The sequence below is a fragment of the Candidatus Thiodiazotropha endoloripes genome (assembly GCF_001708965.1).
GTDB classification, from domain to species: domain Bacteria; phylum Pseudomonadota; class Gammaproteobacteria; order Chromatiales; family Chromatiaceae; genus Thiodiazotropha; species Thiodiazotropha endoloripes.
Window position 1 is genome coordinate 285,819 of record NZ_LVJW01000003.1, and the last position, 13,456, is coordinate 299,274.

Annotated in this window: 12 protein-coding genes; 4 read left to right on the forward strand and 8 right to left on the reverse strand. The window is 53.5% G+C overall.

The window, feature by feature from the left end; genetic code table 11:
* Positions 1-2: 2 nt before the first annotated feature.
* Both A3193_RS01290 and A3193_RS01295 read left to right on the forward strand, forming a co-directional pair.
* The gene (locus A3193_RS01290) at positions 3-797 is read left to right on the forward strand and encodes an HvfC/BufC N-terminal domain-containing protein (protein WP_162273679.1); all 795 of its coding nucleotides are present in this window, start codon (positions 3-5) and stop codon (positions 795-797) included.
* A 370-nt stretch (positions 798-1,167) separates the two neighbouring features.
* Positions 1,168-3,249, forward strand: a complete 2,082-nt coding sequence (locus tag A3193_RS01295) for an EAL domain-containing protein (protein WP_069004398.1) — start codon at positions 1,168-1,170, stop codon at positions 3,247-3,249.
* Between the two features lie 21 nt (positions 3,250-3,270).
* Here the strand turns inward: A3193_RS01295 and A3193_RS01300 are convergent, their stop codons facing one another.
* Positions 3,271-4,992 (reverse strand): diguanylate cyclase, encoded by a 1,722-nt coding sequence (locus A3193_RS01300; protein WP_069013854.1) that lies wholly within the window; start codon positions 4,990-4,992, stop codon positions 3,271-3,273.
* A 275-nt stretch (positions 4,993-5,267) separates the two neighbouring features.
* Here A3193_RS01300 and A3193_RS20730 point away from each other — a divergent pair, with 275 nt between their 5' ends.
* On the forward strand, positions 5,268-5,492 hold the full coding sequence (locus A3193_RS20730) for an EAL domain-containing protein (protein ID WP_069004400.1): 225 nt from the start codon (positions 5,268-5,270) through the stop codon (positions 5,490-5,492).
* A gap of 312 nt (positions 5,493-5,804) precedes the next feature.
* On the forward strand, positions 5,805-6,995 hold the full coding sequence (fabV, locus tag A3193_RS01310) for an enoyl-ACP reductase FabV (RefSeq protein WP_069004401.1): 1,191 nt from the start codon (positions 5,805-5,807) through the stop codon (positions 6,993-6,995).
* 198 nt (positions 6,996-7,193) lie between these two features.
* Here fabV and A3193_RS01315 read toward each other — a convergent pair whose 3' ends face one another.
* Genes A3193_RS01315 through A3193_RS01345 form a run of 7 tightly spaced genes read right to left on the reverse strand, consistent with a single transcriptional unit; the run spans position 7,194 to position 13,445 of the window.
* Positions 7,194-8,903: a Na(+)/H(+) antiporter subunit D gene (locus A3193_RS01315; RefSeq protein WP_305781990.1), complete on the reverse strand. Its 1,710-nt coding sequence runs from the start codon at positions 8,901-8,903 to the stop codon at positions 7,194-7,196.
* A complete protein-coding gene (locus tag A3193_RS01320) occupies positions 8,896-9,150 on the reverse strand; it encodes a hypothetical protein (RefSeq protein WP_069013855.1) in 255 nt (84 codons plus the stop codon). The genes A3193_RS01315 and A3193_RS01320 overlap by 8 nt, the downstream gene beginning before the upstream one ends.
* A gap of 1 nt (position 9,151) precedes the next feature.
* Positions 9,152-10,618: a monovalent cation/H+ antiporter subunit D family protein gene (locus A3193_RS01325; protein WP_069013856.1), complete on the reverse strand. Its 1,467-nt coding sequence runs from the start codon at positions 10,616-10,618 to the stop codon at positions 9,152-9,154.
* Positions 10,615-12,090 (reverse strand): monovalent cation/H+ antiporter subunit D family protein, encoded by a 1,476-nt coding sequence (locus A3193_RS01330; protein WP_069004404.1) that lies wholly within the window; start codon positions 12,088-12,090, stop codon positions 10,615-10,617. The genes A3193_RS01325 and A3193_RS01330 overlap by 4 nt, the downstream gene beginning before the upstream one ends.
* Positions 12,090-12,446, reverse strand: coding sequence for a cation:proton antiporter subunit C (locus A3193_RS01335; protein WP_069004405.1), 357 nt, complete (start codon positions 12,444-12,446; stop codon positions 12,090-12,092). Before A3193_RS01335 ends, A3193_RS01330 begins: the two co-directional genes overlap by 1 nt.
* Positions 12,446-12,865 (reverse strand): Na(+)/H(+) antiporter subunit B, encoded by a 420-nt coding sequence (locus tag A3193_RS01340; protein WP_069004406.1) that lies wholly within the window; start codon positions 12,863-12,865, stop codon positions 12,446-12,448. Before A3193_RS01340 ends, A3193_RS01335 begins: the two co-directional genes overlap by 1 nt.
* Entirely contained in the window at positions 12,855-13,445 is a 591-nt protein-coding gene (locus A3193_RS01345; RefSeq protein ID WP_069004407.1) for a DUF4040 domain-containing protein, read from the reverse strand. Before A3193_RS01345 ends, A3193_RS01340 begins: the two co-directional genes overlap by 11 nt.
* Between the last annotated feature and the right edge of the window lie 11 nt (positions 13,446-13,456).

The window sequence follows — 13,456 nt, forward strand, 5'->3', positions numbered from 1 at the left end:
TGATGCCGCTAAGTGAATTGCAGTCACGTTTTCAGAGTTACATTCTACAGCCTGAAAATGGAGAGGAGATCTCATGGGTAAGCGGGACAGACCAGGTGCCATCACGCTATCGGCTCTCAGTCTATGCCAATGCCTATCTCTTACGTTTGAAAGAGGTTCTGGAAACTGACTATCCTGCGGTGAATATGGCCATTGGTGATGATCGTTTCGGACCACTGGCAGAAAGCTATATCAGGCAACACCCGTCCCATTTCTTTTCTCTGCGGGATTTCGGCTGTCGATTCGCAGCCTACCTCCGTGAACAGGTTGGCAGCGAAGATTCGCTGCGGGATCTGGCATGGCTGCCGGAGCTGGCGCAGTTTGAGTGGACCTTGGGGCTGGCATTCGATGCGGCCGGATCCATGCTACTGGAGGAACAGGATATGGCCTCCATACCGGCCGACGCATGGCCCACGCTTCGGTTTGAGTTTTGCCCCTCTGTCTACCGTATCGATCATGAGTGGAATATTCCAACCATGTGGAAGTCTCTCACCGCCGATCCACCGGCAACTGTCGAGGCGATAGAGACATCTGGCAGCTGGTTGATCTGGCGTCAAAATCTGGTGACGCGCTTTCGCTCGCTGGATGAGGATGAGCGGTTGATCCTTGATCTGCTTCACGCTGGCGGTACTTTCAATGAGGGATGTGAAATATTGGCATCACAGATTGACCGGGAGGGTGTATCGATGCGGGCAGCCAGTCTGCTTAAGGGTTGGATCAGGCAGGGGATCATTGCGGACGCTGTCTGCGCTTACTGATAAAGTCAAAGCGTGATGAAATCTGGAGAACACCCCTGTTCCCGCCTGATCATGGGCACCGATAACGATTTTCAAGCTCGCGGACAGCCGATATAGCGGAGGAGAGGTGTCCTCGACATCTGTTACCCACCCATTTCACTTCAGAGAATTCCCCTCCTGGTCCCAGGAATCCAATAAAACCTCACTCCTAATACCTTAATTGACGCTTTTTAGCTACCACAGGGTATTGAATTCCTGTCTATTGCCCCCGTTACCTAGTGCCGCACAGTTAAACGGTCAATTTAAAATATTTTGATACCTGCCGATATATACTGTGTTTAGCGATAATTTTTAACTATTACGAGTTGTTCCAAATGGATTGGTAAGCTCTATGATTCAATCATTTCCGCTTGTTCACAGTGATAAGGCCAGGTTAAGGGTACAGCTTTGGCTGGTCTTTTTCGGCTGGACACTGATGGTGCTGTTGTTGCTCCTCTGGTCGTTGAACAAGGAGGATGCGGAGATGCTGGAGCTGGCACGCCAGGAGGCGATCGACAATTTCAACAAGGATCAGGCGTTTCGGGTCTGGGCAACTACCCATGGGGGTGTCTACGTACCCGTTACCGAGCGTACCCAGCCAAGTCCCCTCCTGAATCACATTCCTGAACGGGATCTGGTGACGCCTTCCGGTCGTCAACTGACCCTGATGAATCCAGCCTACATGCTGCGTCAGATGATGGACGATTACGCGGATCTCTATGGCGTCAGAGGGAGAATCACCAGCATCAAACCGCTCAATCCGGACAATGCACCGGACGACTGGGAACGGGCAGCTCTGGAGTCTTTCAGCCGAGGTGAGAAAGAGCAGTTTGAGCTTACTGATATCGATGGTGAGCCATACCTGCGCCTGATTCGTCCCATGCAGACCCAGGCAGGTTGCCTCAAGTGTCACCATAATCAGGGCTATAAGGTGGGGGATGTCCGGGGTGGAGTGGGAATATCTGTGCCGATGAGGGACTACTTAGCCACGGCTGCCGTGCAAAAGCGGGAGATTTCTATGGGGCTGGGATTGATCTGGTTGGCGGGTCTCAGTGCCATCGGCTTTTATGCCAAGCGCAGCTACCAACGACTTGAGGAGCGCAAGGATTATGAGGATCAGATCTGGCAGCAGGCCAATTTCGACTCACTGACGGGTCTTTCGAACCGTAATCTCTTCCTCGACAGGCTGGATCATGCACTGGCCTATGCGCAGCGGCAACAGACCATGGTCGCGTTGCTGTTTATCGATCTGGATCGTTTCAAGTATGTCAACGATGCCCTGGGGCATGTTACAGGCGATCAACTGCTGCAGGAGGCGGCTCGCAGACTGCGATTGTGCGTCAGAGAGATGGATACGGTATCCCGACTGGGTGGTGATGAGTTTACCGTTATTCTGCCCGCCATCAGTGAGGGTCAATCGGTTGCCAGAGTGGCCGCCTCGATACTCAATGAATTGTCACGACCATTCGATCTGGCGGCTCAGGAGACCCATGTCTCCGCCAGTATCGGTATCACCATCTATCCGCAGGATGGCAGTGATTCGGGCATGTTACTACAGCATGCCGACACCGCCATGTACCAGGCCAAGGAGGATGGGCGCAATACCTATCGCTTCTTCACCTGGGAGATGAATCGAGAGGCCGAGGGACGAATCTCAATGGGTGCAGCCCTGCGTAACGCAATCCGTGAAAAGGAGTTTCTACTTCACTATCAGCCCATTGTTGATATCGCGGATGGTCAGATTGTGGGTGCTGAGGCTTTGATTCGATGGGAGTCACCTGGGCGTGGGCGTGTTAGGCCGGATGAGTTCATCCCGGTGGCGGAGGAGAGCGGGCTGATCGTACCCATCGGGGATTGGGTGCTGCAGCAAGCCGCATTGGATCTCAAACAATGGGATCGAGCTGGACTGAAGATGGAACTGCTCTCGGTCAACGTCTCCACAGTGCAGTTCCAGTACGAGGGATTCCTGGAAAAAATGGCTGATCTTTTGAAGGCCAATCAGCATCTCTCTTCCAGGCTCTTCCTTGAGATTACCGAGAGCGTCTTTCTGAACGAACATCGGGAGCCGGGTGTGCGTTTGGGTGTGCTGCGTCAGCAAGGCATCAGGATATCCATCGACGATTTCGGTACCGGTTATTCGTCCTTGAGCTACCTCAAGCGGTTTCCCGTGGATAAGATCAAGATCGATCGATCATTCGTTCGGGATGTGACCACCGATCCGGAAGATGCCGCCCTGTGTGAAGCGATTATTGCCATGGCCCATCATCTCGGACTCAAGGTGGTGGCTGAGGGTGTGGAGACAGAGGCCCAGTGGCAATTTCTGCGTAAAAGCGGTTGTGACTTCGCCCAGGGTTTCTACTTCAGCCAACCATTGACGGTTGGTGATTTCACCGAATATCTGGGTAAACATAGAAACATGATGGTGGTAGGCTGAGAATGCCGGCAACCCGTCTGATTATGCACTCATAACCTGATTGCGACCGGCTCTCTTGGCGGCATACAGGGCTGTGTCCGCCGTGCTCAACAGATCGCCCCAGGATTTGGCATGTTCCGGCATGGTGGCGACTCCGATGCTGATGGTCAAGTTGATCGTTTTACCGTTCTCAAGGGAGGACAGAGGCGTACCGGCGATCTGTCGGCAGAGCCGCTCTGCTAACTCCAATGCTTTTGGGAATGGTGTCTCCGGCAGTACAATCACAAACTCCTCACCGCCATAACGTGCGGCATAATCGGTTTTGCGTACGTTCCGGTCTATAAAGCTGGTCAATTGGCGGAGGACCTGATCTCCGGTCGGGTGACCGTACTGATCATTGATCTGTTTGAAATGATCGATGTCAATCATAAAGAGTGACAGCTCGTGGTTATATCGTATTGACCGCTGTGCCTCCTCTTCTAGACGCCTCTCCAGTTCAGAGCGGTTGTACAAGCCGGTCAGTGGGTCATGTATTGCTTGTTGCTTCAGTGTCTCTTCAGTCTGCTTACGTTTTGATATGTCATGCATGGTAACGAACACCTGATAAGGCCGGTCCTGTTCAGGTTTAAATTGGGGGATGGCGGTGATATTCAGCCATACCGTACGTTTTTCACGACTGTGATAGACGCCGACAATTGCACCCCTGACAGGTTTTCCCGTCAGCAACGCCTGCATTGAAGGGTGCTGGTCACCGGGAATCGTTGTACCATCTTCCCGGATTACCCGCCATTGCGGGTCCATCGAGGTTTTTCCGATAAACTGATCGTAGGTTACGCCCAGCAGTTTAAGTCCGGCTGAGTTGATATCGATCAATACTCCATCAACTCTTTGAAAGAATGCTCCCTGAGCCATGTTTTCGAAGAGTGTGCGGAACTTCTCTTCATTAAACTTTAGATTGTAGTGCTCTCGCCAGTGATAGTAGATGAACAGCCCTATGACTATGAGAGCAAGTAGTGTGGTTGCACCCGTGGCTATCTGTAAGGTGAGTACTCTTTCATCCTCTTTCCTGTCCAGGATGCCCAGCCACTTTTCCCGCAAATGATCATAGGTGCCGTTGGCAATGATTAACGACAATCCTTCATTGAGTAGAGCAAGCAGTTCTTTGTCACCGTCTGCAACGGCAAAACAAAAGTCCTGTTTGAACTCAGTTAACGGCGCTATTGCGGTTTCGATATTCTTAAGACCAAGCTTGTCGATGAGAGTCAGTCCAACCAGCCGTTGTGCGACAATGCTATCGATTTCACCCCCGGCAAGCATTAAGAATGCTTCTTCATAGGTTTTGGTGGCAACAATATTTTCTGTGAAACCCTCCCGGTGTAAAAACTCTTCAGCATTATCACCTTGCAGAACCCCGATGCTGAGTCCCATAAGGTCTTGCAGATTGGCAATATCGTGTTTGCCATCACGAACAAAAACAGCTCCATACAGACTGATGTAAGGAATCGTGAAGTCAAAAAGCGCTTCACGCTCCGGGGTGCGACCAACCAGTGGTAGAGCGTCCAGCCAACCCTTTTCAAGCTCCTGTTTGATTACTGGCCAGGCCCCGGTCTTAAATGTTACGTCACGGTTCATCGCCTGAAGTGCGGCGCGCATCAATTCAACGGAAAAGCCATCTGCACGACCGTCTTCCAGGACAATTGAGAACGGTGGATAGTCGAGTTCGCTTGCGGATTTCACTGGATCCGATTCGGCTGTGCCAGTCATGAGAAGAATGGACAATATGAGGCCAAATGTTCTGCTTTTAATGGATGTCTTGTTCAACCAAAACTCCTCCGAGAGACATGCAGATCCAAAATAGGAGATCAACTTCTCGGAATCTCTATCTCTACACTGATCCGTTGATCGATCACTACCTATAGCCTAATTATACCTTATGGATTGGACAATCTTTTGAGTTTACAGATCGTCACATGGGCAATCCTGTATTGAAGATTACGCTATCAGGTTATTGATCAACGATACCCTGTTGTGGGTTGAGTATGCGTAAACAGGGTATCAGTATCTCGATTGACAATTTCAACACCGGCTACTCTTCACTGAGCTACCTCAAACGCTTTCCTGTGGACAAGATCAAGATCGATCAATCATTTGTAAGGGATGTGACCACCGGTCCTGAAGATGCCGTTATGAGTGAAGCAATTATCGCCATGGTCCATCACCTGGAACTCAAGGTTGTGGCTGAGGGTGTGGAGACTGCGGCATAGTGGCAATTCCTGCGTAGCAGCGGCTGTGACTATGCCCGGGGTTACTACTTCAGCCAACCACTGATTGTAAGTGATTTCACTGACCATCTGGATAGACACCAAAAATTGATGAGGACAGGCTGAATTGTCTGCCAAACGGCCTTCAGGTGCGAATGACGAAACCCGGAATCAACGTCGTCTGAGGGTGGTTCGGTAGGCCGCTGACGGCAGACAGTCAATCTGGCGTTTAATCTTCCTGCACTCCACGACTATAATAGACCGCTTTTGCCGGGTCTGCGCCTGGCCGTGTTCGAATATCAAAAGGTTGATTCTATGATCATTAAACCCAGAGTCCGTGGGTTCATTTGTACCAATGCCCACCCAACTGGCTGTGCAGCCAACGTCCAGGAACAGATTGATTACATCAGAGGCTCCGCTATTCCGGCTGGCCGGGGACCTGAAAATGTATTGATAATCGGTGCGTCAACCGGTTATGGCCTGGCGACACGCATCACGGCCGCATTTGGCTATGGCGCCAACACGCTGGGCGTGTTCTATGAAAAACCGGGCAGTGAGAAGCGCACCGGTACGGCAGGGTTTTATAATGCGGCCGCCTTTGAGGAGAAGGCCAAGGCTGAGGGTTTATACGCCAAAAGCTTCAATGGCGATGCTTTCTCTGATGAGATGAAAGATCGAGTGGTCGAGACCATCAAAGCCGAGATGGGGAAAATTGACCTGGTGGTGTACAGTTTGGCCTCGCCCAAGCGAACCGACCCCAAAACCGGTGTACTCCATAGCTCCGTACTGAAGACGATCGGTAAATCCTACACCGCAAAAAACCTGAACACCGATACGCTCCAGGTGGGTGAGGTCACCATTGACCCGGCCACCGATGAGGAGATCGAGGCAACCGTCAAAGTGATGGGTGGTGAGGATTGGGCGATGTGGTTGCAGGCGCTGGCAGCGGCTGATCTGCTGGCCGAGGGCGCGCAAACCACCGCTTATACCTATTTAGGAGACAAGATCACCTGGCCGATCTACGGCCATGCCACGATCGGCCGGGCAAAAGAGGACCTGGATCGAACTGCCAGCGAACTCAACAAGCAGCTGGCTCCCATCCAGGGAGAAGCTCGAGTGGCCGTGCTTAAGGCATTGGTGACCCAGGCCAGCTCCGCCATACCAGTGATGCCTCTCTACATGTCCATTCTATTCAAATTGATGAAGGCGCAGGGTACTCATGAAGGCTGTATTGAGCAGACTCAGCGCTTATTTACCGAGGGTCTCTACTCCGAGACCCCACGTGTGGATGATGCCAACCGTCTGCGTATGGATGAAAAAGAGCTGGACCCGCAACTGCAGGCCGAAGTGGAGAGTGTTTGGTCACAGGTAACCACTGAAAACGTTGAAGAGATGACAGACATTGCCGGCTACAATGCCGACTTTCTCAAGCTGTTCGGCTTTGGTGTTTCAACGGTAGACTACGATGCCGACGTATCGCCGCTTGTGCTGGTGGATTTTGAGTAAGCCAACGGACAGCTCCACTATAGTCCGCCTCCGGACAGATAGCCGCAGCAACGCTGGCCGTCCAAACCGCGCAGCGCCATGACAGTCAATTGATGGAGAAAAAGCTGAATCTTTGATTTATTGGCTGGAAAAGCCTACCGGTGCACACAAGGACGACGAATCTGGGATTCAGCCTCCTCGTGTGAACCGGTATTCACCTCAGGCCAGCAGACCCAGGCTGAAGATGTCCAGTAACAGGAAAGCAAGGATCATCGAGATCCAGAACACCATGCTGCCGGTTGGCCAACTCTCCGAGAGGTGGTATTTGGCCAGCGGGGACTTGCCGAACTGCTCTTGCACACCCTGTATCTGATTCGTAACCGTTGTCACCATCGACGCTTTAGCCCGTGCCAGAAGGTTTACGCTTCGATGGGTGCCAGCAGGAATCAATCTGCGGTAGAACCACTCGGCATCCAGGTTGACCGAATGCAGTTCCGGTGGGTAGAGCCCCTGTTTATTGAGCCAGACAAACGCCAGGGCGGAGAAGAACAGCAACTGTGTCTGCGCCAGTACATGGGTCAGGTCATAGGGCCAGTAGTCGACTTCCCAGGGCAGCAACGCATAGAGATACTGCGGCTGCATGCCGATAAAGAGACAGAGGAACGCGGCCACGCTCATGGCGACCAGCATGTTCGTCGGCGCCTCTTGGGTGCGTATGCCTGAATCGTGATGGAAGAAGGCGAAATAGGGGATCTTGATACCAGCGTGATGGAATACACCGGCCGAGGCGAACAGCATCAGCAGCCAGAAATAGCCATGGTTCTCCTGCATCAGCGCGGTCATCACCATCGACTTACTGACAAAGCCACTGAACAGCGGGAATGCGGAGATGGAGAGTGCGCCGATCACACAGAGTGCGGTGGTTTTGGGCATCGATTTGTAAAGTCCGCCCAGGTCAGAGCCATTGATGTTGCCGACCCGGTAGAGTACCGCGCCCATGCTCATGAACAGCAAACCTTTAAAGATCACATCACTGAATGCGTGAGCAACGGCACCGTTCAGTGCCAGTGCAGTGCCGATTCCGATACCGGTTACCATGAAGCCGACCTGGTTGATCAGACTGTAGGCTAATACCCGGCGCAGATCATTTTCGATTACCGCATAGAAGATCGGGAAGCAGGCCATGGTGACGCCGATATAGACCAGAATCTCTTCACCGGCAAAGCCTCTGGCCAGGGAGTAGACGGCGACCTTGGTGGTGAAAGCGGAGAGAAAAACCGTGCCGGTCACGGTTGCTTCGGGATAGCCATCGGTAAGCCAGGTGTGGAGGAACGGAAAGGCGCATTTGATGCCGAAGGCGATGAAGATCAACCAGCCGGCCACACCCACATCCAGGCCGATGTGATTGAATTCCAGTGTACCTGTCTGGTGGTAGTAGACCAGTGCACCGGCCAGCAGCAGTACCCCTGACAGAACCTGGTAGACCAGGTAGCGCATGCCGGCCTTCAATGCCCGTTCCGTGCCTCGTGCCCAGATCAGAAACACAGAGCTGATGGCCAGCAGCTCCCAGAAAATGAAGAGGGTAATCAGGTCGCCGGAAAAGACCGCGCCAAGCGCGCTGCCCGCATACGTCATGCCCGCAATATGCTGTTTTGTATCCTTCACATGCAGGGCGTAGATGGCACCAAAGAAACTGGCGATACAGAACAGATAACCGAACAGCAGACTGAGCTTGTCTGCGCGCAGGATGCTCAGCTCATAACCCATCACGCTGTAGGCGACATCGGTGCCGGGGTTGATGCCCTGCCAGAGATAGAGCCCGGTCACCACCGGCGTAGCCAGCAGTATCAGCTGCCGCGGCAGACCGCGGGTAAAGGCAGCCAGCAGTGCAGCAGCAAAAAAGAGCAGGAACGGAGGTAGCTCACTCATCGTAATAATCTTCCCCACGCATCAGGACATTACGCATTTTCTTGGCAATCAAGACCAGCAGAACGCAGGCGACAAAACCGTATATGGCATAAAAGGCCGGCAGTTTCTCCCAGACAAAGCCGATGTGGCGGTGCAGGACCAGGTCGAGCACGACTAACAGAACGCAAATGGCATAGAACCCTTTGAGCAGGCGATCGACATTCTCCTGCCGGTCAAAGATATGGATTTTCTCTTTTTCATCTGACATGTCAGTAGCCTCCGACAGCTAAACTCGCCAGTCGATAGAAGGGATCTGGGTAGAAGAAGAGGATGATGCAGGCGGTCGATGTGATCACCATCGCCAGCAGTATCGACTTCGGTGCTTCCTCGATCTCTGTGTAGTGTTCTCCACTTTCCGGTTTACTGAAGAATCCCCGGATCGGGATCGGCAGCAGATAGATGATGTTGAGCAGCGAGCTGATCATCAACACCGCGAGCAGTAATAGCTGAGTGGTTTCGACCGCACCCAGCGCCAGGTACCACTTACTCCACATGCCACCGAAAGGCGGCAGACCGATGATGCTCAGGGTGCCGATAAAAAAGGCGGTAAAGGTGACGGGCATGGCGCGTCCCAGTCCGTTCAGTTCGCTGACCTTCTTTTTATGCCAGGCGACGAAGATTGCGCCAGCAGCGAAGAACAGTGTGATCTTGGCAAAGGCGTGCATCGCAATATGCATCGAGGCGCCGATCAGGCCAGCTTTGCTGGCCAGCATCGCCCCCAGAACGATGTAACTCAGCTGGCTGACGGTGGAGTAAGCGAGCCGCGCCTTCAGGTTGTCCTTGGTCATCGCAACCATGGAGGCGATCAATATGGTGGCGGCGGCCATCCAGATCAGCCCGCCGGTGACGTCATTGGAGAGGATGAAATCACTGCCAAAGATGTAAATCGTCACCTTGAGTATGGTGAAGACACCGGCCTTGACCACAGCGACCGCATGCAGCAGGGCGCTGACCGGAGTGGGTGCCACCATCGCCGCAGGTAACCAGCGGTGAAAAGGCATTACGGCGGCTTTGCCGATGCCGAACAGGAACAGCGCATAGAGCAGACCGGCCCAGGCGGGATCGATATGGCCGGAGAGAATACCGCCCGGTTCAAAGTCGACACGGCCGGTCAGCGACCAGGTCACCAGTATGCCGAGCAGGAACAGGGCGATCGATGTGCCCAGCAGAATACCGAGATAGACCCGCCCGCCCTGCTTCGCTTCCGGGGTACCGGCATGGGTGACCAGGGGGTAGGTTGAGAGGGTCAGCAATTCATAGAACAGGAACAGGGTAAACAGATTGGCGGAGAAGGCGATGCCCATGGTGGCGGCGATAGAGACCGCGAAGGCCGCAAAGAACCGGGTTTGATTCTGTTCGTTGTGGCCCCGCATGTAACCGATGGCATAGATTGAGGTAACCAGCCAGAGAATGCCGGCAATCAGCGCAAACAGCATGCCCAGCGCTTCGATCTTGAAGCTGATGGCAATGCCGGGTACTGGCTCGATCAGGGTCAGGGCGAACGTCTCGCCATCCATGAAGCGGTTTGCCAGAACCACCACAAGCGCGGCAATCAATGCCGAACAGAGCAGGGTTACCCCTTCCCTGACATCCGGGTTGCGGCGGGTGATGATTATACCGGCTGCTCCCGCCAGTGGCAGCAGCAGGATCGTCAGCAGCAATGTCTCGGCACTCATGGCTTCATCCCCCCGAGAATTGCGGCGGCTTGTTCAGCAACTCCCACCGTCAGGTCTGTATCCAGGCCGAAATAGATGTTGGCGAGCACCAGGCCCCAGGTCGGTACGAGTAACATTAACGGTGCTTCGGTCACGACCTTGCCGTTATCGGTTACCGGTTTGAAATAGAGGGCTTCGATCAATTTACCCACATAAACAACAGCCAGCAGAGAGCCAATCAGAATCACGGCAACCGGGATCCATGCGGATTGTTCCAGGGCCGCTGTCACCAGGTACCACTTACTGATAAATCCGGCCGTGCCCGGTACACCAACCAAGCTCAGGCCACCGATGACAATCGCACCGAATGTCCAGGGCATAGCCCGGCCAAGGCCATGAATCTGATCAAGACGGCATGAATCGATACGGTAGATGATGGCACCAATGGCCATGAACAGCGCGCCTTTCATCAGCGCATGGTTGAATAGATGAATCAGGGTTGCCGTCAGACCGGTTGTCGTGGCAAAGCCGATCCCCAGAACCATGTAACCGATTTGAGCCACACTGGAGTAGGCCAGCAGTCGCTTGATGTTTTTCTGGTAGATGGCGTAAACCGATGCACTTAGAACACCGGCCATACCTGCAAGGATAAACAGCTCGTCAGCGGGGGTGGTGATGGTGAAGGTCTGCGGAAATACGGTGAACAGGATGCGCAGCATCACATACACGGCGACTTTGGTGGCCGTTGCGGCAAGAAAAACGGTGACCACTGTGGGCGCGTAGGTGTAGGCGTTCGGTAGCCAGAGGTGCAGGGGAAACAGTGCCAGCTTCAGGGCGATACCGACCATGATGAAGGTAAAGCCGGTCACCACGGTATTAAGGTGCAGTACGCTGGGCAGGATATTCGCCATATCCTGCATATTCAACGTACCGGTTTGGGAATAGAGCAGACCCACCCCGATCAGGTAGAAGGTGGCGCCGATGGTGCCCATGATCAGGTATTGGTAGGAGGAAGTGAACGCCTGCCTGCTTTTGCCAAGGCTGATCAGTGCATAGGAGGAGAGTGAAGAGATCTCCAGGAAGACGAAGACATTGAAGATGTCACCGGTCTGGGTAATACCGAGCAGTCCAGTCAGACAGAGCAGTAAGGCACTGTAAAAAGTCGGTATTTTCTCTTCCGGTATCTCCCGCTCCACACTGTGCAGTGCATAGGGCAGGGTGAGTGCAGCAATGACCGCAACGATCAGGGCGACAAAGGCGTTCACCGCATCAATGCGGTACTCAATTCCCCATGGGGGTGCCCAACCACCAAGTTCATAACTGATGGTCCCACCTTGAAGCACCGACCCGAGCTGGATTCCGGCAAACACGGCACAAGCGATGGACACGGCAAACGAGGCCGCCCAAGGCAACCGGCCACGGGGTAATACGGCCACCAGGGGTGCCGCAATCAGCGGTACAACGACCAGCAGCAGACTAATATGATTTCCCATTACAGCGAGTGATCCAGATTATGAATTTCATCTTCTTCGATGGTTCCGTAGGTTTCCTTGATACGTACCACCAAAGCCAGCGCCAGTGCCGTCGTCGCCACGCCAACCACGATGGCGGTGAGGATAAGGACATGGGGTAGCGGGTTTGAATAGACTTTGACACCTTCAGCGATAATAGGCGCTGCACCTCCCTCCACCGTGCCCATGCTGATATAAAGGAAAAAAACCGAAACCTGGAAGATATTCAGGCCGATGATTTTTTTAACCAGGTTGCCACGGCTGATCACCGTATAGAGCCCGACCATCATCAAAATGATCACGATCCAGTAGTTATAGTGGCCAATAAAGAATTCCATTACTCTCTGCCCCTGCCTGCAAAGGCAAAAAATAGAATCAACATGGCGGCAGCCACCGTGATGCCGACACCCAGTTCGACCAGCAGGATACCCAGGTGCTGGCCGGCAATCTGATTGCTGCCCAGAAGTGTGTAGTCGAGATAGTTGCTGCCCAAAATCAGGGACTCTATTCCCACCCCGGCATAGATCACCACGCCGAGTGACGCCAGGATGCGCAACCAGTGGTGAGGGATAATCTTTTCTGCGGTTTCGAGTCCGAAAACCAGGCTGTAGAGGATGAAGGCGGCACTGAAGATAACCCCGGCCTGGAAGCCTCCGCCGGGTCCGAAATCTCCATGAAACTGGACATAGAGTGCAAACAGGATAATCAGCGGAATAACGAACTTTGCTATGACATGCAGGATCAGATTAGGCCTCATCTTGTGCCTCCTCATCCTCTGTTTTGAGTGCCGGTTTCGGGCGCTTGCCACCGATCAGCAGCAGTACCGCTACCGCGGCGGTGAAGATCACGGTGACTTCGCCCAGGGTGTCAAAGCCGCGATAACTCGCCAGTACTGCGGTTACCGTATTCGGTACCCCGGTGTCGGGCATCGAGTTTTCCAGATAAAAACGTGCGACGTGTGTCTGTGACGGGGCATCCGGGGAACCAAAGTTTGGTATGTCCCAAGTGCCGTAAACCAGCGCCGAACCGGTGACTATCACGACGATCAGCGGTAGCCATGCGGTGTGAGCCTGCGGCGCCTCGTCGTAGTAGGGCTCTTTCGGTCGCTTGACCAGGGCCAGGGTCGCCAGCATCAAGACCGTGGAGATACCCGCACCCACGGCTGCTTCGGTAAAGGCCACATCGGGCGCATCCATCACCACGAACAGACCGGCAGAGAGCAGGCTGAAGATTCCGAACAGCATCACGGTCGCAAACAGATTGGTCATGCGCATGATTGCGATGGAGGTGGTCGCCAAAAAGGTGAGTAGAATAATATCGACTACAACATCAATCATGATTTTTCACT